Origin of the sequence: Aliivibrio sp. S2TY2 (assembly GCF_028765525.1) — a bacterium.
In the GTDB taxonomy this organism is placed as follows: Bacteria; Pseudomonadota; Gammaproteobacteria; order Enterobacterales; family Vibrionaceae; genus Aliivibrio; species Aliivibrio finisterrensis_A.
Genome location: NZ_JARACS010000001.1, coordinates 68,795 through 95,269 on the forward strand (window position 1 = coordinate 68,795; position 26,475 = coordinate 95,269).

General features: G+C 39.4%; 18 protein-coding genes. 14 read left to right on the forward strand and 4 right to left on the reverse strand.

The features are described 5' to 3' along the window. Window positions 1-10: 10 nt before the first annotated feature. The 6 genes from PVK63_RS00320 to PVK63_RS00345 all read left to right on the forward strand — a co-directional run bounded on the left by PVK63_RS00320 (window position 11) and on the right by PVK63_RS00345 (window position 9,004). On the forward strand, window positions 11-724 hold the full coding sequence (locus PVK63_RS00320; RefSeq protein ID WP_130048068.1) for a succinate dehydrogenase iron-sulfur subunit: 714 nt from the start codon (window positions 11-13) through the stop codon (window positions 722-724). A gap of 110 nt (window positions 725-834) precedes the next feature. Next, the gene (gene sucA / locus PVK63_RS00325) at window positions 835-3,651 is read left to right on the forward strand and encodes a 2-oxoglutarate dehydrogenase E1 component (protein WP_130048067.1); all 2,817 of its coding nucleotides are present in this window, start codon (window positions 835-837) and stop codon (window positions 3,649-3,651) included. 19 nt (window positions 3,652-3,670) lie between these two features. Continuing rightward, window positions 3,671-4,882 (forward strand): 2-oxoglutarate dehydrogenase complex dihydrolipoyllysine-residue succinyltransferase, encoded by a 1,212-nt coding sequence (gene odhB, locus PVK63_RS00330; RefSeq protein WP_130086608.1) that lies wholly within the window; start codon window positions 3,671-3,673, stop codon window positions 4,880-4,882. A gap of 152 nt (window positions 4,883-5,034) precedes the next feature. Then, on the forward strand, window positions 5,035-6,201 hold the full coding sequence (gene sucC / locus PVK63_RS00335; RefSeq protein WP_130043127.1) for an ADP-forming succinate--CoA ligase subunit beta: 1,167 nt from the start codon (window positions 5,035-5,037) through the stop codon (window positions 6,199-6,201). Next, the gene (gene sucD, locus PVK63_RS00340; RefSeq protein WP_130043128.1) at window positions 6,201-7,073 is read left to right on the forward strand and encodes a succinate--CoA ligase subunit alpha; all 873 of its coding nucleotides are present in this window, start codon (window positions 6,201-6,203) and stop codon (window positions 7,071-7,073) included. Before sucC ends, sucD begins: the two co-directional genes overlap by 1 nt. A 320-nt stretch (window positions 7,074-7,393) precedes the next feature. After that, window positions 7,394-9,004, forward strand: a complete 1,611-nt coding sequence (locus tag PVK63_RS00345) for a methyl-accepting chemotaxis protein (RefSeq protein ID WP_130086609.1) — start codon at window positions 7,394-7,396, stop codon at window positions 9,002-9,004. Window positions 9,005-9,056: 52 nt separating this feature from the next. Here the strand turns inward: PVK63_RS00345 and znuB are convergent, their stop codons facing one another. Then, a complete protein-coding gene (gene znuB, locus PVK63_RS00350; protein ID WP_130086610.1) occupies window positions 9,057-9,842 on the reverse strand; it encodes a zinc ABC transporter permease subunit ZnuB in 786 nt (261 codons plus the stop codon). Beyond that, window positions 9,839-10,609 (reverse strand): zinc ABC transporter ATP-binding protein ZnuC, encoded by a 771-nt coding sequence (gene znuC, locus PVK63_RS00355; protein WP_130048062.1) that lies wholly within the window; start codon window positions 10,607-10,609, stop codon window positions 9,839-9,841. Before znuC ends, znuB begins: the two co-directional genes overlap by 4 nt. Before the next feature lie 88 nt (window positions 10,610-10,697). Here znuC and znuA point away from each other — a divergent pair, with 88 nt between their 5' ends. From znuA to PVK63_RS00385, 6 genes are all read left to right on the forward strand, one after another. After that, complete coding sequence (gene znuA, locus PVK63_RS00360) at window positions 10,698-11,591, forward strand: zinc ABC transporter substrate-binding protein ZnuA (RefSeq protein ID WP_130043132.1); 894 nt, start codon at window positions 10,698-10,700, stop codon at window positions 11,589-11,591. After that, entirely contained in the window at window positions 11,588-12,928 is a 1,341-nt protein-coding gene (gene mepM, locus PVK63_RS00365) for a murein DD-endopeptidase MepM (protein ID WP_130086741.1), read from the forward strand. The genes znuA and mepM overlap by 4 nt, the downstream gene beginning before the upstream one ends. Before the next feature lie 181 nt (window positions 12,929-13,109). Continuing rightward, complete coding sequence (locus tag PVK63_RS00370; RefSeq protein WP_130086611.1) at window positions 13,110-16,514, forward strand: AraC family transcriptional regulator; 3,405 nt, start codon at window positions 13,110-13,112, stop codon at window positions 16,512-16,514. Window positions 16,515-17,121: 607 nt separating this feature from the next. Continuing rightward, the gene (locus tag PVK63_RS00375; protein ID WP_045101569.1) at window positions 17,122-17,349 is read left to right on the forward strand and encodes a FeoA family protein; all 228 of its coding nucleotides are present in this window, start codon (window positions 17,122-17,124) and stop codon (window positions 17,347-17,349) included. 1 nt (window position 17,350) lies between these two features. Further along, a complete protein-coding gene (feoB, locus tag PVK63_RS00380; RefSeq protein ID WP_274439746.1) occupies window positions 17,351-19,627 on the forward strand; it encodes a Fe(2+) transporter permease subunit FeoB in 2,277 nt (758 codons plus the stop codon). Further along, on the forward strand, window positions 19,624-19,866 hold the full coding sequence (locus PVK63_RS00385; protein ID WP_130048058.1) for a FeoC-like transcriptional regulator: 243 nt from the start codon (window positions 19,624-19,626) through the stop codon (window positions 19,864-19,866). The genes feoB and PVK63_RS00385 overlap by 4 nt, the downstream gene beginning before the upstream one ends. A 163-nt stretch (window positions 19,867-20,029) precedes the next feature. Here PVK63_RS00385 and pta read toward each other — a convergent pair whose 3' ends face one another. Next, on the reverse strand, window positions 20,030-22,195 hold the full coding sequence (gene pta, locus PVK63_RS00390) for a phosphate acetyltransferase (RefSeq protein WP_130048057.1): 2,166 nt from the start codon (window positions 22,193-22,195) through the stop codon (window positions 20,030-20,032). A 101-nt stretch (window positions 22,196-22,296) separates the two neighbouring features. Further along, window positions 22,297-23,493 (reverse strand): acetate kinase, encoded by a 1,197-nt coding sequence (locus PVK63_RS00395; protein WP_130048056.1) that lies wholly within the window; start codon window positions 23,491-23,493, stop codon window positions 22,297-22,299. A gap of 320 nt (window positions 23,494-23,813) precedes the next feature. Here PVK63_RS00395 and yfbV point away from each other — a divergent pair, with 320 nt between their 5' ends. Then, window positions 23,814-24,263 (forward strand): terminus macrodomain insulation protein YfbV, encoded by a 450-nt coding sequence (gene yfbV / locus PVK63_RS00400; protein WP_130043138.1) that lies wholly within the window; start codon window positions 23,814-23,816, stop codon window positions 24,261-24,263. Window positions 24,264-24,516: 253 nt separating this feature from the next. Continuing rightward, entirely contained in the window at window positions 24,517-26,385 is a 1,869-nt protein-coding gene (locus PVK63_RS00405; protein ID WP_130086613.1) for a methyl-accepting chemotaxis protein, read from the forward strand. Window positions 26,386-26,475: the final 90 nt, after the last annotated feature.

Sequence of the window (26,475 nt, forward strand, 5' to 3'; positions counted from 1 at the left end):
GGGCAGAAAGATGAAATTAAGTTTTTCAATCTACCGTTACAACCCTGATGTAGATAATGCGCCTCATATGAAGGCGTACACATTAGAAGTGGATGAAGGCTCTGATATGATGGTGCTTGATGCACTTATCTTATTAAAAGAACAAGATCCTACGTTATCATTCCGTCGTTCATGCCGCGAAGGCGTATGTGGTTCTGATGGTTTGAATATGAATGGTAAGAATGGATTAGCGTGTATTACTCCATTATCTGAATTAACAGGTAAGGGTGATATTGTTATTCGTCCATTACCTGGTTTACCTGTAGTTCGTGATTTGATCGTCGATATGGCGCAGTTCTACGAGAATTACGAAAAAGTAAAACCATTCTTAATCAGTGATGGTGCAACGCCACCTTCAAGAGAAAACCTACAATCTCCAGAAGAACGTGAACATTTAGATGGTTTATATGAATGTATCATGTGCGCATGTTGTACTACATCATGTCCATCATTTTGGTGGAATCCTGACAAGTTCATCGGACCAGCAGGGCTTCTTGCGGCTTATCGTTGGTTAATTGATAGCCGTGATACTGCGACAAATGAACGTTTGTCTAATTTAGACGATGCTTTCAGTGTTTTTCGTTGCCATGGCATAATGAATTGTGTAAGTGTATGTCCTAAAGGGTTAAACCCAACAAAAGCAATTGGTCATATTAAGACCATGCTATTGAAAAAAGCGGTATAACTATTATCTCCTCAACATTACGCATTGGTTTATTCAAGCGTAAGTTGAGGCTTATAAGCCCGGCACAAAAGACCGGGATAGACGTGAAACTACTGGATTAAGGGAAAATAATGCAGAATAGCGTGATGAAGGCATGGTTTGAGTCTTCACATTTAGCTGGCGCTAATGCAACGTACGTAGAAGATCTCTACGAACTCTATCTCAGTGACCCGGAAATCGTTAGCGATGAATGGAGAGACGTTTTTGATACGCTTCCAGTTGAAAGTACTGGCGCATCAGAACAAGCCCATTCCCCTGTACGAGAATATTTCCGTCGTCTTGCGAAAGAAACAAAGCAAGTTAGTGCTCAAGTTAATGATCCAGATGTAGATGCTAAGCAAGTAAGAGTATTGCAATTAATTAATGCGTACCGTTTCCGTGGTCATCAAAATGCCAATTTAGACCCATTAGCATTACAGCAGCATGAATATGTTGCAGAATTAGAGCCTTCTTTTCATAATTTAACTACTGATGATTTTTCAGAAACATTTAATGTAGGTTCTTTTGCTTCAGGGCAAGAGACCATGAAACTTTCTGATTTATATGAAGCACTACGTGGCACTTATTGTGGCTCTGTCGGTGCTGAATATATGCATATCACGAATACGGAAGAGAAACGTTGGATTCAGCAACGCTTAGAGTCTGTTGCAGGCAAACCAACTTTTACTGCTCAAGAAAAGCTGACTTTTCTTGAAGAGTTAACCGCTGCCGAAGGGCTAGAACGATACCTAGGCGCTAAATTCCCAGGAGCGAAGCGATTCTCATTGGAAGGTGGCGATGCCATGGTTCCTATGGTGAAAGAAATTATTCGTCGCGCTGGTGAAAATGGTGGACGTGAAGTCGTTATCGGTATGGCTCACCGTGGTCGATTAAATATGCTTATCAACGTTCTTGGGAAGAAGCCTCAAGATCTTTTCGATGAATTTGCTGGTAAGCATGGCGACTCATGGGGTACGGGTGATGTTAAGTATCACCAAGGTTTCTCTTCAGACTTTGCAACAGCAGGTGGTAATGTTCATTTAGCATTAGCATTTAACCCATCTCACCTAGAGATTGTTAACCCTGTTGTTATTGGTTCTGTCCGTGCTCGTCAAGACCGCCTAAATGATACGGCGGGTGATAAAGTGATCCCAATTACTATTCACGGTGATTCTGCGATTGCAGGTCAAGGTGTGGTAGCTGAAACATTTAACATGTCTCAGGCTCGTGCATTCCAAGTGGGTGGTACGGTTCGAATTGTTATCAATAACCAAGTGGGTTTCACAACATCAAATCCAAAAGATACACGCTCGACTCAATATTGTACTGACATTGCAAAAATGGTTCAGGCACCAATATTTCACGTGAATGCTGATGATCCAGAAGCGGTTGCTTTCGTAACTCGTATCGCTCTTGATTATCGTAATGAGTTTAAACGTGATGTGGTAATTGATTTAGTGTGTTATCGCCGTCACGGTCACAATGAAGCTGATGAGCCAAATGCTACACAGCCTTTGATGTACCAAAAAATCAAAAAGCATCCAACACCTCGTAAGATTTACGCAGATATGTTGGTTGCACGCCAAGAACTTGAGTTAGAAACGACCACACAATTGATCAATGAGTATCGCGATGCGCTTGATCATGGTGAAGTGGTAGTGAAAGAGTGGCGACCAATGCAGCTACATAATGTGGATTGGACACCTTTCATCGGTCATGACTGGAATATGGAATGGGCGAGTGAATTCGATAAAACGCGTCTAGTTGAGCTTGGTCAACGTGTTTGCCAATACCCAGAAAGTCACAAATTACACAGCCGTGTCAATAAAATGTGTAATGACCGTATTTCGATGGTTTCTGGTGAGAAATCTATAGATTGGGGCATGGCTGAAACATTAGCTTATGCAACTCTGGTCGATGAAGGTAAACGCATTCGTATTACTGGTCAAGATTCTGGTCGTGGTACATTCTTCCATCGTCATGCTGTTCTTCATAATCAATCAGATGCGAGTACTTACGTACCGTTAGCTAATATTCATGATAAGCAAGGCCCATTTGAAGTACATGATTCAGTACTTTCAGAAGCCGCAGTACTTGCTTTTGAATATGGTTATGCAACCGCTGAACCCGGTGGCTTAACTATTTGGGAAGCCCAGTTTGGTGACTTTGCTAACTGTGCACAAGTGGTTATTGACCAATTTATCTCATCAGGAGAGCAAAAGTGGGGCAGAATGTGTGGCCTTACTATGTTGTTACCTCATGGTTACGAAGGTCAAGGGCCTGAGCACTCATCAGCTCGACTTGAGCGTTTCTTACAAATGTGTGCTGAGCAAAATATGCAAGTGGTGGTTCCATCAACACCAGCTCAGGTATACCACATGTTACGACGTCAAGTTGTTCGTCCAATGCGTCGTCCACTGATTGTAATGTCGCCAAAATCACTATTGCGCCATCCTTTATGTACATCATCACTTGAAGAGCTTGCAGAGGGTAACTTCCAGTCAGCAATTCCAGAGGTTGATGCTTTGGACCCTGCGCAAGTGAAACGCGTCGTATTCTGTTCAGGTAAGGTGTATTTTGACTTGTTAGAGCAACGTCGCCTAAATGAACAAACGGATGTCGCTATTGTACGTATTGAACAGCTTTACCCATTCCCTAAAGAAGACGTAGAAGCTGCAATTGCACAATATACCAATGTAGAAGATTATGTTTGGTGTCAAGAAGAGCCGCAAAACCAAGGCGCTTGGTACTCAAGTCAACATAACTTCCGCTCGGCGTTACCTGATAGTGCCATTTTACATTATGCAGGACGTCCAGCGTCTGCCTCTCCGGCAGTAGGCTATATGTCGGTGCACGTGAAACAACAAAAAGCGTTAGTTGAAGACGCTCTGACCCTAGATAAGAACTAGAAAGTATAGGAAAACGGATATGACAATCGAAATTCTGGTTCCAGATTTACCTGAATCTGTAGCAGACGCTACTGTAGCAACATGGCATAAACAACCTGGTGATGCAGTTGAGCGTGACGAAATACTTGTAGACATTGAAACAGATAAAGTGGTTCTTGAAGTACCAGCACCTGAAGCTGGTGTGTTAGAAGCGATTTTAGAAGATGATGGTGCTACGGTTCTTTCTAAGCAATTAATTGCACGCCTTAAGCCAGGCGCTGTGGTTGGGGAGCCAACAAAGGACGTAGCAACGGATACTGAATCATCACCAGACAAGCGCCATACGGCTTCTTTATCAGAAGAAAGTAATGATGCGCTAAGTCCAGCGGTTCGCCGTCTACTTGGTGAGCATGATATTGCGCCATCTGATGTGAAGGGTACGGGTGTTGGTGGTCGCATTACACGTGAAGACGTTGATGCTCATATTGCTGCATTGAAAGCAATACCAAAAACCGAAAAAGCAGCGGAAGCGCCTGCAGAAGCATTAGCACACCGTAGCCAAAAACGCGTACCTATGACACGTCTTCGTAAGACAGTAGCAAAACGTCTACTTGAAGCGAAGAACAACACAGCAATGCTAACAACATTTAATGAAGTAAACATGAAACCAATCATGGAACTTCGTAAGCAATATCAAGAGCAATTTGAAAAGCGTCATGGTACACGTTTAGGCTTCATGTCTTTCTATGTGAAAGCCGTAACTGAAGCGCTTAAGCGTTACCCAGAAGTAAATGCGTCAATTGATGGTGATGATATTGTTTATCATAACTACTTTGATATTAGCATGGCGGTTTCGACACCACGTGGCCTAGTAACTCCAGTACTAAAAGACTGTGATGCACTTGGTTTTGCTGATATTGAAAAAGGCATTAAAGAGCTTGCAATCAAAGGCCGTGATGGAAAATTAGCGGTTGAAGATTTAATGGGTGGTAACTTTACTATCACTAATGGTGGTGTGTTCGGTTCATTAATGTCTACTCCAATTATTAACCCACCACAAGCTGCAATTTTAGGTATGCATAAAATCCAAGACCGCCCAATGGCTGTTGATGGAAAGGTAGAAATTCTACCAATGATGTACTTAGCATTGTCTTACGATCACCGTTTAATTGATGGTCGTGAATCAGTAGGTTTCTTGGTAACAATTAAAGAATTACTGGAAGACCCTGCTCGTTTATTACTGGATGTTTAGTCATAACATTTAGTTATAAACAAAGGCTGCCATGCTCACGGCAGCCTCTTATTCAACTTCATTATTGGATAAAAAATAGAAAGATGCCTTAGAGCGTCTTAGGACATTAAAAATTCCCAGCAAAGGGAATAACATAAAATGGATAGAACATAATGAACTTACATGAATATCAAGCAAAGCAACTCTTTGCAGAATATGGCCTTCCTGTACCTGAGGGTTATGCTTGCGATACACCTCAAGAGGCTTTTGAAGCCGCAGGCCGTATTAGTACTGCTAAAAAAGTAGTTAAGTGTCAAGTACACGCTGGTGGCCGTGGTAAAGCGGGCGGTGTTGAACTGCACGATACCAAAGAGGGCGTAAAAGAGTTTGCTCAAAAGTGGCTAGGTAAAAATCTAGTAACTTTCCAAACGGATGCTAACGGACAACCAGTAACGAAAGTTTTGGTTGAAGAAGCATCAAACATTGCAAACGAATTATATTTAGGTGCGGTTGTTGACCGTGCTACGCGTCGTATCGTTTTCATGGCATCTACTGAAGGTGGTGTGGATATCGAGAAGATTGCTGAAGAAACGCCAGAGTTAATTCACCAAGCAGCGATTGACCCATTAGTAGGACCTCAAGCTTTCCAAGGTCGTGAATTAGCATTTAAGCTTGGTCTTGAAGGCGATCAAATTAAGCAATTTGTTAAGATCTTTTTAGGTCTAGGCAATATGTTCGCTGAGTACGACTTAGCGCTACTGGAAATTAACCCTCTTGTTGTGACAGCAGAAGGCAACCTTTTGTGCCTAGATGGTAAAATTAACATTGATTCAAATGCTATGTACCGTCAACCAAAGCTGCGTGAAATGCACGATCCATCTCAAGAAGATGAACGCGAAGCACATGCTGCACAGTGGGAGCTAAACTACGTTGCTCTAGATGGCAGCATTGGCTGTATGGTTAACGGTGCTGGTCTTGCTATGGGCACAATGGACATCGTGAACCTACACGGTGGTCAACCTGCTAACTTCCTTGATGTTGGCGGCGGTGCAACAAAAGAACGTGTAACAGAAGCGTTCAAAATTATTCTATCAGACAGCAATGTTAAAGCGGTTCTAGTAAATATCTTTGGTGGTATTGTACGTTGTGACCTAATTGCAGATGGCATCATTGGTGCTGTTGAAGAAGTGGGTGTAGAAGTTCCTGTTGTTGTTCGCCTTGAAGGTAACAATGCACCACTAGGTTCACAAAAACTGGCTGAAAGTGGCCTTAATATCATTGCAGCGACGTCATTAACTGAAGCCGCTGAAAAAGTTGTTGCTGCTGCGGAGGGCAAATAATGTCTGTACTAATTAATAAAGATACAAAAGTTATCTGCCAAGGATTCACTGGTGGTCAAGGTACGTTCCATTCAGAGCAAGCACTTGAGTACGGAACAAAAATGGTTGGTGGTGTATCACCAGGTAAAGGCGGTCAAGTTCACCTTGGTCTTCCTGTATTTAACACCGTTCGTGATGCTGTAGAAGCAACTGGCGCAACGGCTTCTGTTATTTATGTACCGGCTCCTTTCTGTAAAGACGCAATTCTTGAAGCAATCGATGCGGGCATTAAGCTTATCGTAACGATTACAGAAGGCATTCCAACCCTTGATCTTCTTGACGTTAAAGTTCGTCTAGATGCTGAAGGTGTAGTAATGATTGGTCCTAACTGTCCGGGTGTTATCACTCCTGACGAATGTAAGATTGGTATAATGCCTGGACACATTCATAAGAAAGGTAAAGTTGGTATTGTATCTCGTTCAGGCACGCTGACTTATGAAGCAGTTAAGCAAACAACAGATGAAGGCTTTGGCCAATCAACGTGTGTTGGTATCGGTGGTGACCCAATCCCTGGTTCAAACTTCATTGATATCTTAAAACTGTTCCAAGAAGATCCAGAAACTGAAGCAATTGTAATGATTGGTGAGATCGGTGGAACAGCGGAAGAAGAAGCAGCTGAGTTTATTAAGCACAATGTTACAAAACCAGTTGTATCTTACATTGCGGGTGTCACTGCTCCTCCTGGTAAGCGTATGGGTCATGCCGGTGCAATTATTTCTGGAGGTAAAGGTACAGCTGAAGATAAGTTTGCAGCGCTAGAAGAAGCGGGTGTTAAAACAGTAAAAAGTCTTGCTGATATCGGTAAAGCACTGCGCGAAGTGACTGGTTGGTAATAAGTTAAACCAATACATGAATAACTCAAAAGCCATTTATAGAAATATGAATGGTTTTTTTGTGTCTGTTACTTGCTGAAACATTTGCTTACAAATATAGTAAGTAAAACAAGTATAAACAATAATCAATCCTCTGATAAGATTCGGCGCTTTTCTTTCTCAGGATACACCCCGTACCTATCTAAATAAGTATATGATTTGTTAAATAATCAAGTTACCTATTCAGAGTCGTATAACAAAACTCAAAGAATGAATAGCATTTAATATCAAGTTCACTATTGATATAAATTATTATTAGTTATTTAAATTTGAGAACACATATGCACCTTAATACTACAACTAAGTATGTCATTATTTATCTTATTTTTTCTGCTGCAATGTTTGGGTCTATTATTATGGGCGCATACAACGTTAGGTATACGTTAGAAACAAATAACGTAACAAGGTTAGAAAACTTACTCACAAACGCTAAAAATACAATAGCAACTTTAGAGCAAAAAGTGATATCAGGTGAGTTGGATGAAAGTAAAGCAAAGAGACTAGCCAGTGAATTAATGCAAAGTTATGCGTACTCAGATAATGAATATATTTGGATGACGGATGAAAACCTAGTCTTTTTAGCTGCGCCTTTAGATCCTCAAATTATCGGTCAGTCGTTTGAAAGCATTGTCAGTCATGAGGCAAAAAGTCATATTCTTAGCAACCTTACTGTCGCAGGGCAGGTTATTACCTACTCTTGGTTTACAACGCGAGAGAGTATAACTACAGAAGTAAAATCTATAGCAGTTAAAACCAAGCATTGGAATTGGTATTTAGGCAGTGGTGTTCAAGAGAAAAAAGTAAATGATACTTTCAAGGCTTTTCTTCTTGAGGGCTTAGTCATAGGCTTCATTGTTAATTTATTTATTGGTTTTGTTATGTTTTTTGCAGTACGAAAATATAATAAAACATTGGGTAATGATCCTGAGGTTATTTTAAATGTTATTGATCGTATTTCTCGTGGTGATTTAACACACATCAATGCAACAAGTGATCGTCATATTGGGATTTATGGGCGCATTCTTGAAATGGCGCAAAACATCAAAGAACTTGTGACAGATATAAATAAGCTAACCCTTGAGTTAAGTGAATCATCTCATCATTTATCTTCGTCTGCTCATACAATGAACATCAGTATGAAAGCTCAAATGGATCAATTAGGGCAAGCGGCTGTAGCGACAGACCAAATTGTAGTTAGTGTTGATGAAGTAACTAAAAGTGCGATTCAGGCTTCTGATTCAGCATTAGAAGTTAATCAGACTTCAAGCCATTGCATTAATACTATTGGGGATATGAATAGTGATATGCAAACATTAGCGGTTAATATTCAAGATGTTTCACTAGTAATTGCGAATCTACAAGTTAAAACCGAGAACATAGGTAGTATATTAGATGTGATCCGTAGTATTGCAGATCAAACTAATTTGCTAGCCTTAAACGCGGCGATTGAAGCAGCAAGAGCTGGGGAAAGTGGAAGAGGTTTTGCCGTTGTTGCAGATGAAGTGAGATTGCTTGCGAGCCGAACTCAAGACAGTACTTCGCAAATATCGACGATGATTGCAGAATTGCAAGATGAAGCGGTAAAATCAGTAACCTTGATGCAAAGTAACTCAGATGATGCACATCAAATTGCAGAGAAAACGGTGGATACCCAACACACAGTCAGTTCTATTTTTGAGTCTGTTGCGATTATTCAAACAATGAACAGCCAAATTTCAGCATCGGCAGAAGAGCAACTAACGGCAACATCGAGTGTAAACCAATTAATTTCAGACATTAATATTGTTGCAAAAGGAAACGCATCAGATGTTGATGCGACAGAAAAAGAGTCGGAGCGCTTAGGTGAAATGGCTGATAATTTAACGACAATAGTGAGTAGATTTAAACTCTAAGAAAATTAAAAAAAAGCAATACGAACCATATCGTATTGCTTTTTTTATGATGTTAGCTATGCGCTTTCTTTAATTGACTTAGCATAAATATAGCGGCCCCAGAAACGACAATAGAAGGACCTGCAGGGGTATCATAATGCCAAGATAATGCTAAACCTGCCATTACTGCGATACAACCAAAAATAGAAGCAAGTACTACCATTTGCTCTGGAGAGCGTGAAAATCGGCGAGCAGTTGCAGCTGGAATGATAAGTAAAGACGTAATAATTAACGCGCCGACAAACTTCATCGAAATCGCAATCACTAAACCAACCATTAACATTAAAACTAAACGCATTAATTCCACATTAACGCCTTCGACCTGAGCTAATTCTTCGCTGATTGTTGATGAAAGTAATGGACGCCATACTAAAAGTATTAAGCCAAGAACTATAAACACACCAGTATAAATATAGATTAAATCATCGTAAGTGACCGCTAGCAGATCCCCGAACAAATAAGACATTAAGTCGACTCGAACATTATCTAAAAAACTAACAGCGACTAGTCCTAATGAAAGCGAGCTATGAGCCAATATTCCAAGTAATGTATCGGTTGCCACTAAACGTTGTTTTTGTAAGGTAACCAATAACAAAGCAATAGCAACACAACAAACGACTAAAGCTAGGTTTAAATTAATATCAAATAAAAAACCAAGAGATAAACCAAGTAGAGAGGCGTGAGCTAACGTATCACCAAAATAAGCCATTTTTCGCCATACAACGAAAGAGCCTAAAGGGCCAGCAAGTAATGCAATACCTAAGCCTGCTAACAGTGCAGGAAGTAAAAATTCAATCATGAAGAGGCCTTTTTATTCTTACTGCAGCACGAGCCATCAGCAGGTTCACCGGATAGATTATGATCATGGTGGTGGTTATGATGATAAAACGCCAATTGTTGATCTCGTTGTTGACCAAATAATGCAATGTATTTGGGGTGCTTAGAGATGGATTCTGGAGCACCAGAGCAGCAGATGTGATGCTGAAGACAAATAACTTCATCTGTTTTTGCCATAACCAGATGCAAATCGTGTGACACCATAAATACAGCACAATTAAAGCGGTGACGAATAGATTCAATTAAAGCGTACAGGCTAATTTGCCCTTGAACATCAACACCTTGAGCTGGTTCATCAAGAACAAGAAGATCAGGGCGTTGTAATAATGCTCTTGCTAATAATACCCGTTGAGATTCACCACCTGACAGCTTATGCATGTTTGAATTGAGTAGATGTTCAGCCTCGACTAATTTTAAGGCATCAAGATGCTCTTGTTGGCTGTATTTTCCTGCTAATTTTAAGAAACCATTAACCGTTAAAGGTAAGGAATCATTTAAATGCAGTTTTTGAGGAACGTAACCAATACGAAGTTTTTTATTTCGATTTATTGTTCCACTGGTTGGTTTCTGCAAGCCAAGAATGGTTTTTACTAACGTAGACTTTCCTGCACCATTAGGGCCTATAAGAGTGATGATCTTGTTTGGCTCGATAGTTAAAGAAACGTTATCGATCACATGGCGCCCATCGAAGACCACACAAACATCTTGTAAATTGAGTAAAGAAGTCATTTTTAAATAAGAGTCGTTTGCAATTAGTAAGTGTTATAATGTAACATTTTAGAAATCCAATCGCTATCACATTTTTTAAGAGAAGCAAATGAGAAGAAATATTCAATTAACCTTGCTGTGTATGTTTACCTTTTTGAGCGGAACAGCACAAGCCATGACAGTATTATCGTCAGTAAAGCCAATTAATCTCATTGTTCAGGAATTAACAAACGGCATTTCTGACACTTCTTATCTTGTACCAAGTGGGGCATCTCCACACGATTATGCTTTGCGTCCATCGGATATTAGAAAGGTAAAGCAAGCTGATGTTGTTATTTGGTATGGAAATGACTTAGAACCTTTTTTAAGCAAAATCATTGCAGATAAAAAAAATGTCATCACGATCAGTGAATTTCCTTCAGTTGATTTTTATCATTTTGATGAGCATGGGGAAGAGGGACACTCTCATGAAGATGGACATCATCATAGTACCGATCCACATTTTTGGTTAGGTCCAAAGGAATCGTTAGGTGTAGCAAAAGAGATAACTCAACAACTGATCAAAATTGATCCATTGAATAAAGAGCAATATGAGTCTAACCTTACAGCCTTTGAAAATAAGTTAACACAGGCTGTGAAGACTATTTCAAATCAATTAAAACCAGTGCAAGACAAAGGTTACTTTGTTTTTCATGATGCATATGGTTATTTTGAACGTTATTTTGGAATGAATAACTTGGGGCACTTTACGGTGAGTCCGGATAGAAAACCGGGTGCAAAATCTTTGATTAAAATTAAAAAATCGCTTTTAAATCAACAAGCAGTATGTGTGTTTTCTGAACCTCAGTTTGAGCCAGCAATAGTGACAACTATTACCAGAGGAACAGAAGTTAATAAGGGAGAACTTGATCCTCTAGCCATACAGCAATCAGATGAAGTAGGAGCATATTTTATATTTCTATCAACTATCAGTAATGAGTTATCACGTTGTTTAAGTCAATAAAATATAAAGAAGCAGTTACAGCAAGATTAGGCACGCTATCCAAAAGGCATAAATTCGCGTTATTGTCGTTATCATTGTTTACGTGTGCCATTTTGATCTGGGAGCCTACACATAATCGACACAGCACCTCTTCAGAACCCATTAGAGGTCAGGTTAAGTTATCTAGTGAAAATTTACAGACATTAGCCGATCAAAACAGTGAGCCCGTAGGGACTATTTTTGAGCCTGATGATCCTGATTTCAATGCTCCAAAAGATGAATTAGATCAGCAAATAGATGCTCAAGATATTGTTCATTCACACACTGTTGCGTCTGGGGAAACTCTAGGAGAGATCTTTAATCAATATGCATTGCCTATATCTGATATGTATGCATTACTTGCTGTAAATAAATCGGCAGCAAACATGCGTGTTGGTGTTGATTTAGAGTGGCAGCAAGATGAAAATGGTAAACTTATAGAGTTACAGATCCATCGAAATATTAAAGACACCGATGTGTACTCTTGGACCGATGGTAAATACAGCTTTACTCAAAAGGAAGAGAAAGGAGAGATCAAACCTGTTTTTCTTTCTGGTCGAGTAACCAGTAACTTTTATAACTCTGCGCGTTCAGCAGGGCTTACTCCAGGGCAAATTCAAACATTAGCAAAACAGCTACAATGGAAGTTTGATTTTGGTAAAGAAGCTCGAAAAGGGGATAAATTTGCGGTTGAAATTAATAAAGAGTTTATTGATGGTAAAGCCGTGTCCTCTGGTGATGTAGAAGCTGTCTTGTATCAAAATGGTTCTCGAGAAATTACACTGATTAAACACACCGATGGGAATTATTATGATGTGCAAGGACGCAGCTTAAACCGTGCTTTAGAACGCTATCCCACACATCAGCGTTTTAGAATTAGTTCATCATTTAATCCGTATCGTAAACACCCAGTGACAGGGCGAATTTCTCCACATAATGGTACTGACTTTGCCGCTCCTGTAGGTACATCAGTGTATGCCAGCGGAGACGGTGTTGTGGTAAGAGCGCTACATCATCCATTGGCTGGTAATTATGTTGTTATTAAACATGGGCGCGAATACATGACGCGTTATCTTCACCTAAGTAAAATATTAGTGAAGAAAGGGCAAAAAGTATCCATGGGTGACAAAATTGCATTGAGTGGTAATACTGGTCGCTCGACTGGACCACATTTGCATTATGAACTGATTAAAAATGGTCGTGCAGTGAACTCCATGAAAGTCCCGCTGCCTCAAGCATCACCAGTAAAAGAGTCTGAGAGAGCGAAATTTAAGCAACAGGCTAGATTGACGATTGATGCTTTGCGAGATCAAGTTTAAGTAACCATATTAATCTGTATAGCCCTTTCTATTTAAAAGAATAGAAAGGGCTTTTTTTTGTTGGGAGCTTACTCTGTAGAATAGACTCTACGAATTAATGAATCATCTTAGTATTCATTGCTATATAGAAAGAGTTTTCCTATCATGTTGATACTTTTTCTTTATACCTCAAGGCGAGTAGATGCTTTTATTCAGAATACTTATTTTAAGTATTTTCCTTTCTTTCTCTACTTACTCTTTATCTCGTTCAGATAATACTATTTTTTACCCAATGCCAATTCATAGTGATGGTCAGTATATTACAGCTCAGCAACTGTTCCTTCGTGATGATGGAGCATTATGGATGTACGATGTATATGGTCAGCTTCATCTATTTGATGGACAAAATATGTTTACGTTAGGGGAAAAATCAGACAAGACATTACCTCGGCGCATTTCATTTTTTGAGCAAAAATTTTGGTTCATTAAAGAGAATAAAATACAGTCATGGTCTGAAAATAGTGGTTTTACAAGCGAAGCTGTTTTATCTCAAGACTTTAATTTTCGAACCTTAAACCAAGAAGATGGAGCCTTTTGGGGGAGCGACGCAGATCGTTTCTTTATCTATGAACCAGAGACTCAGAAAGTTTATACATCAGAGATTAACAATTCAAACAGCAGTGTAATTTTTGATGCAATAGAAATTACAGGAGCCATTCAAATTGATAAAAGATGGTTAGTTTCTACTTCTGCAGGAATATTTGAGTTTAGCCTGCTTACAGAGAGCTTTACTCCGTTGCTTTTAGGGCAATATATTGATGCTATATTTTATTCTCAAGAGAAAAAACAGATAATTTTAGGTGCTCATAACAGCGTTTGGATAACAGAATTAAAAGGCGAGTCATTAGAGGTCATTAAAAAAGTACCTACAGAGTTATCACTATTGTCTTTTGCTGAAACAACTAATAATTGGTGGTTTGGAACTGAGCAAGGCTTGTATAAGTGGAATATTAACAATGAGCATTTAAAGTACTTTAAAGCGGTAGTCCGTGATGATTATTCATTAGAGGGAAATAAAATATATGCGCTTGTTGCAGATAAAAATAATGGGCTTTGGATAGCCACAGATAATGGTGTGAGCTATTACTCTGAGAGTACACAGTTGTTCCCGCGAGTTCGATATAAAGAAGCAAATGGCCAATTAGATATTAATGAGATCACATCTATATTGCAGAGTGACAATAATGAGGCTTGGATTGGCTCATTCTCGGGTCTATATTTATTAAATAATCAAAGTCCTCAATTACCTATTGCTCAAATTATGTCTAAGCCTATCAATGCCATTTCTTCAGATGACATGAATATTTGGGTTGCGACAAAATCTGGTGTTTATCAGGTAGATCGTAAAACCAAAGCGATAACAAGGCCTTCCTCACTTAAAAGTGTTAACCATCGGAACATTAGTCACATACTTAAAGATTCCACAGGCATGCTATGGTTTTCTAGTGAAAACGGTTTATATAAGTTTAATACAAAAACCAAGCAGTTAATTAACTTGGGTTTTTCTTGGGTTGTTGAACAAAAATACTTAACTCATATAACTCACCTTTATGAGAATAAAAGCGGTGTAATATCTGTGGGTACAAATGTAGGGCTTTATCATTATGATAATGGGGCACTTATCTTTGATTACGCCTATATAAGAGCCGGTAGTATTATTGATATGTCGGATACTGAGTATGATAACACTTGGATTGTCAGTAACTATGGCTTGCAAATAAGAGATAAAAAAGGACTACGAGAAGATGTGACACTTTCGGCCGAATATACGACGCCACATTGCGTAATGCCAACAAGTAATGGGGTTTGGTTGTCCTCAAGTAAAGGGCTGACTTTATACACGCATCAAGGGCGAATAATTAAACATTTCGGGAGTCAGATAGGGTTAATTGATAATGAATTGCTTCCCGATTTATGCTCTATATCTACAGATGGAAGCATGATGTTTGCTAGTAAAGATGGCGTAATATTTACGAACGAACTAGCTTTACTTGAGTATCAGATTGCGAAACCAAAGGTAGTACTTGGGAAGATTAACGTTGATCATAGAACGGTCAGCTACGGGGCTGATAAAGAGCTAACATCACCTCTTCCTTATGGCTCTAATATTTCATTTCTTTTTGGGATACTTCCTGAATTTCAAAATACGTCGCTTTCTTATCAATTAGTCGGAGGGACTGATGAGGAGTGGCAAGATTTCGATGGTAATTCACTTATTTTTGATTCATTAAACTCAGGTAAATATACATTACGTATCAAGCCTCGTAATAATGGGCAGAGAAGCAGTAATGTTACTGAGTTTCAATTCTATGTTGAAGTCCCTTGGTTTTTTGCTCCTTGGTTTATCGTATTAGTGTTTTCTTTATTAGTATTCACTGTTATTGGTATTTATTCTTGGCGTTCTAAAGAGATAAAGAAGAGTAATGAGAGATTGAAGAAAAGCGTAGAAATTAAAACTCAGCAGTTGAGTAATCAAGGCAAAGTTCTGGTTTCTAGTAACCGCCAACTACAGAAGTTACTTACTGTAAGGCAGCATGTTATTTCTGAAATTTCAGAGCAAGCTCAGCTACCAATTAAAGACATTCAAGCAGATCTCCAGAAAAAGGGCTCATTAATAAATCTTGCTTTAGCTAATCAGTGTGAATACAGCTTAACCCTATTAAAGCAGCTTTCTCATATAGAACCGCTAGATTTACGGCAGAAAAATATGCGAACTAATCAAGTGCTGTCTTTATTACTAAGAGCAGTATCTAAAGGATGGAAAGAGGAGTTCCAAACTAAAGATGTCGATCTTGAGCTAGAGGATAATTCAAAATCTTGTTCAATATACGTTCAGCCGCTATTGATCGATGCCATTTTTAATAATGTACTTTTAAGCTTATTAAAGAGAAGCGAATGTGGGGAGAAGGTTAATATTCGTATTGAATCTGATGATGTACGAGTAACGATTTACTTTATTAGTGTCGGACAATGTATCCCAGAACATGAACTTGATGAATTAAAGAGGGTTGATTTAACTCAAGCAATTGAAATGTTTAATCAAGCAGTAGGTTTAGTATCGGTTAAACAACTTACTGTACAGAATGGCGGTCATTTTGAAATTGTAAAAAACACCGACAAAGATAATGAAATATTATTATCGTGGCCAATAGCGCTAGATATATTAGCTGATAAAAAACTTAATGAAAGTGTCGATACAAAGAGTAATGAGTTAAAGAGTGTTAACCAAGAATGGTTAATTAGTGTCTATACAGTTGTGGAAGAGAATTACTCTAACCCTGCATTTGGAACCAGGTTAGTTGCAAAAGCATTATTTATCTCAGAGCGAAACTTTCAACGTAAATTTAAGCAGCTCACTCAGCGCTCGTTTATGGAATATCTGATTGAAATTAAGTTAGAAAAAGCCTGTGAGTTATTAATTGCAGGGAATAAAGTTGCGGATGCAGCATTTGATTCTGGTTTTAATGACCCTTCGTATTTTAGTAAGCGATTTAAGCGACATTATGGTTTATCCCCTACACAATTCGTTAGTGAGAATGAGGAGTGATGTAAACTCATATTAGATAGCCTATTAATGCTATAGATTAGATTTTTCGACTTATAGCTTAAAAATATGAATTGAAAGTAAGGTGCTGATAATTTATAGGTTATGAATTTAAAGAAGAGAAAAAAAAGATCGCGACGTAGCCGGGGGGACTACGTCGCGGGCACCAATGGTGCCTTCGCTTGCTGCCGAGGTAATAAGATAAATCTCATTACCTCTATTAGAATAAAAGTTTGAGAAGTTTCCCTCTCGATGTAGAAACTATACGTTGGCTTTCTTTTTTTACATATCAAAATAACGACAATCTACAGGTACAAATCCGCCATCAATTTAAATTAATTGTAAGTTATTGAATTTTAATGATTTTTATTTGGTGGCGTTTTTGTTGCTATCCTTGCATTATTTTGACGTTGTTTTTTACTTGAGGTTTTTGACGTAATTGACGTTGCCTTGGAAGCGGTATCACAAAAGATATTTTCCGCATAAAAGTTTAAATTTATAGGATTTTTGTCAATTTACTGACAAAAATTGATTTAGCGCAAGAAAAATGTAAGCGTAAGTTATAGAATGAAACGAAATAATAATGATTCTCACTATCGTGGAGCTTGAGATGAAACTAACGCAATTAGATAGCGGAAAAAAAGCCGTAGTAACAGATATGTCTTTATTACCAACAGATACAAGAAAGAAGTTAATGGTAATGGGAATGCTACCGCATACGGAAATCTCTATTTTGCGTAAAGCTCCAATGGGTGACCCATTACAAATTAGCGTAAGAGGTACTTCTCTCGCTATTCGTAAAAATTTAGCAGAACAGATCACAGTTAAGGAATTATAAGATGCAGTATCAAATACTAACTGTAGGTAACCCAAACAGTGGTAAAACAACCTTATTTAATGGCCTAACTGGTGCTAAGCAACAAGTTGGTAACTGGGCTGGTGTAACTGTCGAAAAGAAAACCGGTAAATATACGTGTTCTGGTGATGAGTTTTTATTAACGGATTTACCTGGTATCTACGCACTAGACAGTGGTAATGATGTAAATAGCCTTGATGAAACCATCGCCTCAAGAGCGGTTTTAACACATGATGCTGACGTGATTATTAATGTGGTGGATGCCTCTTGTTTAGAACGTAGTTTATACATGACATTACAGTTGCGTGAATTGGGTCGCCCAATGATCGTTGTACTGAATAAAATGGATGTATTAAAGCGTCAACGACAAGTTCTTGATATTAAAGGTTTAGAGAAAAAACTAGGCTGCCCAGTACTTGCACTTTCTGCAAACAATAATGGCCAAGTTCATAAGTTTAAAGAAAAACTTCATAAATCTATTGCCCAAGGCATCAAAATGGCTCCGCTTGAGTTGACATACGGCGAGCAAGTTGAGGCGGCAATAGAAGAAGCTTCATCATTATTTACAAGCGATTACGCATCAAGTCGTTCACTGGCTATTCGTGCACTAGAAAATGACGCGTTAGTATTGAATGCATTAGAAGCAGAAAAAAGAAATGCAGTGGCTAATATCGTTAATGTATTAACGACGAAAGTCGAAGCTGATTTTCATATTGCGGATTGTCGATACACATTTTTACATCAATTATGTCAGCAATTACGTCGTCAAGAAGGCGGTTTAAGCCACAGTGTTAGTGAGAAAATTGACCGTGTGATTTTAAATAAATGGATCGGTATTCCTTTCTTTTTCTTGGTCATGTACCTGATGTTTATGTTCTCTATTAACATTGGTAGTGCATTTATTGATTTCTTTGATATTGGTGTTGGTGCATTACTCGTTGATGGTAGCCATTATTTATTAGATGGCCATTTGCCTGTTTGGTTAGTTACACTTATCGCTGATGGTGTTGGTGGTGGTATTCAAACCGTCGCGACATTTATTCCTGTGATCGGTTGTTTATACTTATTCCTATCTCTACTTGAAAGCTCGGGTTATATGGCTCGCGCTGCTTTTGTACTTGATAAAGTAATGCAGAAGATTGGTTTACCAGGTAAAGCGTTTGTTCCTTTGGTTCTAGGTTTTGGTTGTAACGTTCCTGCTATTATGGCGACTCGTACGTTAGAGCAAGAGCGTGAACGTAAACTGGCGGCATCAATGGCTCCATTTATGTCATGTGGCGCACGTCTTCCTGTTTATGCTTTGTTTGCTGCAGCTTTCTTCCCAGAAAATGGTCAGAACGTAGTATTTGGTTTGTATTTCTTAGGTATTTTAGCGGCTGTTTTCACAGGCTTACTATTGAAGCACACAATCTATCCAGGCCGTAGTGATACGTTCATCATGGAAATTCCAGATTATGAATTTCCAACAATACGTAACATCATGATTAAAACATGGCAGAAACTGAAGCGCTTTGTTCTTGGTGCAGGTAAAACGATTGTTGTTGTTGTAACTATTTTAAGCTTCTTTAACTCATTGGGTATGGACGGTTCATTTGGTAACGAAGACAGTGAAAATTCTGTATTATCAAAAGCCGCTCAAATCGTAACTCCAGTATTAGCGCCAATTGGTATTCAAGAAGATAACTGGCCAGCAACCGTGGGTATTATTACCGGTATTTTTGCAAAAGAAGCCGTAGTCGGTACATTAAACAGCTTATATTCAGATCCAGCTGATGAAGGTGCTGAGTTTGATTTAATGGCAAGTCTTGAAGAGGCGGTGATGTCTATTCCTGACAACCTATCAGGTTTAAGCTATTCAGATCCATTAGGTGTTGAAGTGGGTGACTTAACAGACTCTAGTGCTGTTGCAGAAGACCAAGGTGTTGCTGATTCAATCTTTGGTAATCTACAATCTCACTTTGTGACAAGCGCAAGTGCGATGGCTTACTTAATCTTTATTCTGCTTTACACTCCATGTGTGGCTGCAATGGGTGCATATATGCGAGAGTTTGGTCGTCAGTACTCTTACTTCATTGCTGGCTGGACGATGTTATTAGCGTACGTATCATCAACGCTGTATTACCAAATTGCGAATTTCTCTAATGCACCAATGACAAGCAGCATGTGGATTGCAATTTCGCTAATCGCAATGGCAGTGACTTATCTTGCCTTGAAACACAAGAGTAAAGAAGTAGAGCAACAAGAGGCAGCCTTAGTATGATTTTAACAGAGCTTAAACAGTACATTGATGAACAAGGTCGAGTTGAACGCATTACTTTAGCTAAGAAGTTCAGTATGAGTGAAGATGGTGTCGATGCAATGCTTGAGCTCTGGGTGAAGAAAGGGAAGTTAACTCGTGAGCTTATTGGGTGTGACAAGACTCAGTGTTGCCAAGAGGCAGAGCGTGTCTGGTATCGCCCAGTGTATCAAAACGAGTTAATGACTACTTACATACGATAGTCGCCTAGCTTTATTAGCGTAACAAATAAAAACGAGAGCCAATTGGCTCTCGTTTTTTTGTTTTTAAAACCTAGTCCCTGTTTTAAGCACAAAAAAAGACACGCAATTTGCATCGCGTGTCTTTCTATTTTCGTTAACTAAACTCTATTGCTAGAGCATAAAATTAGTTAATTACTTTTTCTTCAGCTTGCTCTGCTTGAGAAGCTTGGATAGCCGTTAGAGCTACAGTGTAAACGATATCGTCTACTAGAGCGCCACGAGACAAGTCATTTACTGGCTTGCGCATACCTTGAAGCATTGGACCGATAGATACTAGGTCAGCAGAACGTTGAACGGCTTTGTATGTTGTGTTACCAGTGTTTAGGTCTGGGAATACAAATACAGTCGCTTTACCCGCAACAGGAGAGTTAGGTGCTTTAGAAGCAGCTACGTTTTCCATGATTGCAGCATCGTACTGTAGAGGACCATCGATCATTAGATCAGGACGTTTTGCTTGAGCAAGTTTTGTTGCTTCACGTACTTTATCAACGTCTGCGCCTTTACCAGATTCACCAGTAGAGTAAGAGATCATTGCAACGCGAGGGTCGATACCAAATGCCGCTGCAGAGTCAGCAGATTGGATAGCGATTTCAGCAAGTTGCTCAGCTGTTGGATCAGGGTTGATCGCACAGTCACCGTATACAAGAACTTGATCAGGCAGAAGCATGAAGAAGATTGAAGATACGATAGAAGCATCTGGTGCTGTTTTGATGATTTGGAACGGAGGAACGATAGTGTTTGCTGTGGTATGAACCGCACCAGACACAAGACCGTCAACTTCACCCGCTTCAAGCATCATAGTACCAAGGAATACTGAATCTTGCAGTTTCTCACGAGCCACAACTTCAGTCATGCCTTTCGCGCCACGTAACTCAACTAAACGAGCAACGTAGTTTTCACGTACAGCTTCAGAATCGATGATCTCAACGCCAGCACCAAGTTCAACACCTTGTTGCGCAGCAACACGACGGATTTCTTCAGGATTACCTAAAAGAACACAAGTCGCGATACCACGTTCAGCACAGATAGCCGCAGCTTTAACTGTACGAGGCTCATCACCTTCAGGAAGAACGATACGTTTAGCTGCTTTACGAGCAAATTCAGTTAACTGGTAACGGAATGCTGGTGGGCTTAGACGACGAATGCCTTCAGTACCTTCAGATAGAGAGTCAATCCAAGGGCCATCAATGTGGCTAGCAACATGCTCGTTAACAAACTCAATACGCTCTTTATCATCTGCAGGAACTTCAAGACTGAAGCTTTGTAGATTTAGAGAAGTCTGCCAAGTGTTACCTTGCGCTGTGAAGATTGGAAGACCAGACTCTAGAGCAGGCTTACAAAGTTCAGCAATTGATTGAGGGATCTCGTAACCGCCAGTCAGTAAGATCGCACCGATTTCTACGCCGTTCATTGCAGCAAGACATGCAGCAACGATAACGTCAGGACGGTCAGCAGAAGTTACTAGTAGAGAACCTGGTTTGAAGTGCTCAATCATGTGCGGTAGAGAACGTGCACAGAAAGTGATGCTCTTAATACGACGAGTCGCGATGTCACCTTCGTTGATGATTTCAGCATTAAGGTGTTTAGCCATATCGATAGCACGCGTAGCGATTAGATCGATTTTCCAAGGCACACAACCAAGAACACGAATAGGACTAGAATTGAAGATTTGCATTACTTCAAGGTTAGTTTTAGTCGTAGCATCTGCATCATCAAAGATTTCAGATAGGTCAGGGCGAGTACGGCCCGCTTCATCAACAGGTGCATTTAGCTTGTTGATGATAACGCCAGCGATTTGTTTGTTCTTAGTGCCGCCGAAGTTAGAACATGCTACTTCGATACGCTCTTTAAGTTGAGAAGGATTATCTGTACCAGGAGTAGCTACAAACACAATCTCAGCGCCCAGAGTTTTTGCGATTTCACCATTCAATTGGTTAGCAAATGGGTGCTTACGAGTAGGAACAAGACCTTCGATAAGTGTCACATCAGTATCTTCACTGATAGACTTATAACGAGCAACGATCTCTTCTAGAAGAACATCTGATTGTTCGTTACGTAGTAGTTCTTCTGCGCGAGAAACGGTAGTTGGTTCTGCTGCTTTAATATCGCTGCTGCTAGTCACGATTGAAGTAGTTAGATCAGGTTGATCACCACCGTGACGAGGCTGAGAGATAGGTTTGTAAAAAGAAACGCTTACGCCTTTACGTTCCATAGAACGTAAAACACCCAAACTTGCGCTAGTTAGACCAACACCAGCACTGATTGGAACAAGCATAATAGTACGAGACATGGAAGATTCCTCTACACTATTGGGGCAAGAGACCTTATTGAAAAAATAAAGCCATAGAAAGAAAAAAGGCTAACCTAATGGCTAGCCTTTTAGGAGATATATTATAGACCAGTTAATTTAGCTGTGTCTTCTGCGATTACTAGCTCTTCGTTAGTAGAGATAACCATTGCAGGGATGCGGCTGTTTGCTGTAGTGATAGTACCTTCACCACCGAAACGCGCTTTAAGGTTAGCTTCGCCATCAACTTCGATACCGAAGATGCCTAGACGGTTAAGAACCATTTCACGGATTGGAGCAGAGTTTTCACCGATGCCGCCTGTGAAAGTGATTGCGTCTAGACGACCTTCTAGAGTTGCTGTGTAACCCGCAACATATTTAGCTAGACGGTGACAGAATACATCCATCGCACGAGTTGCTTCTTCTTTCTCGCCGTAGTTGTCTTCAACGAAACGACAGTCAGAAGTCACTTGAGTTAGACCTTGTAGGCCAGACTCTTTAGTTAGCATGTTGTTGATTTGCTCAACAGAGTAACCTAGTGCGTCATGTAGGTGGAAAACGATCGCAGGATCGATATCACCACAACGAGTACCCATTACTAGACCTTCAAGAGGAGTAAGACCCATAGAAGTATCTACAGATTGACCGTTCTTGATTGCACATACAGATGCGCCGTTACCTAGGTGACAGTTGATGATGTTAACTTCTTCAACTGGCTTGTTTAATAGACCAGCAACTTCACGAGTGATGAACAGGTGAGAAGTACCGTGCATGCCGTAACGACGGATGCCGTGGTCTGTGTATAGGTTGTATGGAAGAGCGTATAGGAAAGACTCTTCAGGCATAGTTTGGTGGAAAGCAGTATCAAATACAGCAACGTTTTGAAGGCCTGGGAAGTTAGCTTTAGCTGCTTCGATACCGATGATGTGAGCAGGGTTATGAAGAGGTGCAAAAGTTGCAGCGTCTTGAATACCTTTAAGTACTTCGTCAGTGATTAGTGCTGACTTAGTGAATTGCTCACCACCGTGTACGATACGGTGACCGATAGCGCCAAGGTTAGCTTTAAGCTCTGGCTTAGATGCAAGGATAGTTTCTACCATAAATGATAGAGCTTCTACGTGTGCAGCGCCTGCACCTAGTTGAGCTTCGTGCTTGCCATCAAGTTTCCACTTCATACGAGCTTCAGGAAGACCAAGACACTCAGCAAGACCAGTTAAGTGCTCTGCACCAGATTCTGCGTCAACAACCGCAAATTTAAGAGAAGAACTACCGCAGTTTAAAACTAAAACCAGCTTAGACATGTATAAATACCTATTTATTCATCAGTAATTAAAGTTATGTCGTGAATGACATAACAATGACAAATACAGTTAATTCAGAAGATTATTACCGCATTTGCATAAAAAAGTTGGCTATCCTTAGAAAGAGCATTACAGCAGTCCTTGCCGATTTATCCTATTTTAGCTTATAGTAGAACTACAGCAAAAAAATAAATCAGCGCATAGGATAACGATTGTGCGCTAAGATAACAAAAATATTTTAAGATAATATTAATTCTAATCAAGTTTATTCTGTATATTTTTGAATAATTAAACTTTTGTTTAGAATATAAGGGGGCAATATGAGTGAAAACGGTTTTCTATTCCGATTTCGAGACGGCCAAACCTACATGGACACTTGGCCTGAGCGAAAAGAGTTAGCTCCAATGTTCCCAGAACATCGTGTAATTAAAGCAACTAAGTTTGCCGTAAAGGTAATGCCAGCAGTTGCTGTAATTAGCGTACTAACCCAGATGGCTTTCAATAATACAGCTGGGTTGGCACAAGCGATTATCATTGCGTTATTTGCATTGAGTATGCCATTACAAGGCTTTTGGTGGTTAGGTAATCGAGCGAATACAAAATTACCACCAGCGCTCGCGAGTTGGTACCGAGAGTTATATCAAAAGATTATAGAATCAGGGGCTGCATTAGAGCCAATGAAGAGCCAGCCACGTTATAAAGAATTAGCTAATATTTTAAATAAAGCGTTTAAACAGTTAGATCGAAGTGAATTTGAACGTTGGTTTTAATGTAATATTAGTATAAATTGCTCGCCGCAATCCCTTTAAAAGATAAAAATGAGAGCCGAACGTTTAAGAGTAGCCTTAGACGTTCGGCTTTCTTGTCCGTGATGATTGACAAGTTGTCAGTCATTTTTAACGCTTAAATGATACTCAATAATGAAGTTTATTAAGGATAAGTTTGATTTCATCGATGGTGTTTTCACAATAAGCATAAAGTGTATTTTGTTTTTTTTAACAAAACATATTTATAGTTGTATATATGAAAAATTATTCATTAAAGAAAAAAATTCTTTTTATTACCCTTTTGTCGCTAGTTTCTGTTGTTTTCCTTCTTTCTTGGCAGAGTTACTCTGAGCAAAAAAAACATGTGTATGAAACAGCATTACAGCAACTAAATCGCCTTTCTGATTTACACTCAACAAAAATTGACGAGTGGATGAACTTTAGAATAAGCATTGTAAATGGTTTAGCTAATCACAAAAATGATAGCGAAGATTTGCTGTATTTGGCACAAAGTTCAGGTGGATTTTTAATCAGTTATTATACTTATTATGATGGCCGCTTACTTACGTCAGATCCAACTCTTGACGTAACAGGTTTAGATCTACGTGATGCCGATTGGTATATGGATGCTCAAAAGCAAAGCTCAACTTTAGTCACTTCGCCTTATCTAGAGCCAATCTTAAAAGATACAGTAGTGACAATAGCAAAAGCTACTGATGATGCAGTAGTGGCTTCGGATTTATCAATTGCTACTCTCATTAAGCAAGTATCAGAAATGGCTTTGCCTGATAAGGGGGAAGCATTACTTATTGATAAAGACGGTAAGATCATTGCTTACAAAGATAAAGAGTTAGTTCAACAGTCAATATCACAAGTGAGTGCTCAACTAAATATCCAGCAGGTAGAGCAAGCATCTAAAAATAAACAACTTACTCAAGTGATCTTCGATTCACAAAACAAAGAAAAACTGGTCTGGGCAATGACGATCCCAGATCTTAATTGGACGTTATTACTTGCGATTGATAAAGAAACATTAGACGCGCCATTAAAAGCACAATTAACCAGTCAGTTATTGAGTGCAGGTATTGTTTTATTACTTAGTATTCTTATCATGGTTTATGTGATGAATTTGATGTTTGCTCCATTATTACGAATTACGCATGCATTAGGTGCTATTGCTAATGGTAATGGTGATTTAACACAGCGCTTAAAAATCGAATCTCATGATGAAATTGGTGAATTGGCAAACAGCTTTAATGTATTTACAGATAGTCAACACGCTCTGATCCGTCATATCAATCAACAAAGTGTGGATTTAGAAAAAGACGCATCACATGGTGTGGAAAACAGCCAATTAACAATGAAGAGTTTAGAAAGTCAGCAAGAAAATCTGATTTCTGTAGCAACAGCGATGAATCAAATGTCCGGAGCAGCGAGTGATATCGCGATGAATGCTGCTCAAACGGCAACTGCCGCTCAGCAATCAACGAAAAATTCTGAAGATGGATTAACGTTAGCTAGTTCGACCCGTCACTCTGTTCAACAATTGGCGCTTGAAGTATCAAATACGACAGACGTTATTAGTGAGCTAAATAGCCATGTAAATTCTATTTCTGGGATTTTGGTAACGATTCAAGCTATTGCAGAACAAACGAATCTATTGGCATTGAATGCGGCGATTGAAGCGGCTCGTGCTGGTGAGCAAGGTCGAGGTTTTGCCGTTGTTGCTGATGAGGTTCGTGTATTATCGAAACGAACACAAGATTCAACGCAAGAGATTTATTCAATGATTGAAACATTGCAAAAATCGACAAGTAAAGTAGTTGAGGCAATGGAGTCAAATAAACAAACGGTGGAAGGAACAGTGAGTGATATTGATCATCTCGCTGACAGTTTGAATGAAAGTAACCAAGCTATTGCATTAATTTCAGATATGGCTACTCAAATTGCGACAGCTGCAGAAGAGCAAAGCCAAGTGATTCTTGAAATGAATGATAATACGATGACGATAAAAGAGACCAGTGAAGATATCATGTTATCGGCTCAGAGCAGCCTAGGCCAAGCTCAAGAGCTAAAAATGCATGCTGATTCATTGAATGAGCAAGTATCTCAATTTAAGATTTAACGATAAGACCCAGCAAGAGTTTACGTACTCTTGCTGTTTATATTAATAAAAAAATGCCGCTAACTCACGTTAGCGGCATTTTTTATTCGG

What these genes read in the sequence shown, in the direction of transcription:
- sucA (WP_130048067.1), top strand. Translation starts at nt 835, where the DNA reads ATGCAGAATAGCGTGATGAAGGCATGGTTTGAGTCTTCACATTTAGCT.
- feoB (WP_274439746.1), top strand. Translation starts at nt 17,351, where the DNA reads ATGCAGTATCAAATACTAACTGTAGGTAACCCAAACAGTGGTAAAACA.
- PVK63_RS00320 (WP_130048068.1), top strand. Translation starts at nt 11, where the DNA reads ATGAAATTAAGTTTTTCAATCTACCGTTACAACCCTGATGTAGATAAT.
- pta (WP_130048057.1), bottom strand. Translation starts at nt 22,195, where the DNA reads ATGTCTCGTACTATTATGCTTGTTCCAATCAGTGCTGGTGTTGGTCTA.
- znuB (WP_130086610.1), bottom strand. Translation starts at nt 9,842, where the DNA reads ATGATTGAATTTTTACTTCCTGCACTGTTAGCAGGCTTAGGTATTGCA.
- znuC (WP_130048062.1), bottom strand. Translation starts at nt 10,609, where the DNA reads ATGACTTCTTTACTCAATTTACAAGATGTTTGTGTGGTCTTCGATGGG.
- yfbV (WP_130043138.1), top strand. Translation starts at nt 23,814, where the DNA reads ATGAGTGAAAACGGTTTTCTATTCCGATTTCGAGACGGCCAAACCTAC.
- odhB (WP_130086608.1), top strand. Translation starts at nt 3,671, where the DNA reads ATGACAATCGAAATTCTGGTTCCAGATTTACCTGAATCTGTAGCAGAC.
- sucD (WP_130043128.1), top strand. Translation starts at nt 6,201, where the DNA reads ATGTCTGTACTAATTAATAAAGATACAAAAGTTATCTGCCAAGGATTC.
- PVK63_RS00395 (WP_130048056.1), bottom strand. Translation starts at nt 23,493, where the DNA reads ATGTCTAAGCTGGTTTTAGTTTTAAACTGCGGTAGTTCTTCTCTTAAA.
- PVK63_RS00385 (WP_130048058.1), top strand. Translation starts at nt 19,624, where the DNA reads ATGATTTTAACAGAGCTTAAACAGTACATTGATGAACAAGGTCGAGTT.
- znuA (WP_130043132.1), top strand. Translation starts at nt 10,698, where the DNA reads ATGAGAAGAAATATTCAATTAACCTTGCTGTGTATGTTTACCTTTTTG.
- PVK63_RS00370 (WP_130086611.1), top strand. Translation starts at nt 13,110, where the DNA reads ATGCTTTTATTCAGAATACTTATTTTAAGTATTTTCCTTTCTTTCTCT.
- PVK63_RS00345 (WP_130086609.1), top strand. Translation starts at nt 7,394, where the DNA reads ATGCACCTTAATACTACAACTAAGTATGTCATTATTTATCTTATTTTT.
- PVK63_RS00405 (WP_130086613.1), top strand. Translation starts at nt 24,517, where the DNA reads ATGAAAAATTATTCATTAAAGAAAAAAATTCTTTTTATTACCCTTTTG.
- sucC (WP_130043127.1), top strand. Translation starts at nt 5,035, where the DNA reads ATGAACTTACATGAATATCAAGCAAAGCAACTCTTTGCAGAATATGGC.
- PVK63_RS00375 (WP_045101569.1), top strand. Translation starts at nt 17,122, where the DNA reads ATGAAACTAACGCAATTAGATAGCGGAAAAAAAGCCGTAGTAACAGAT.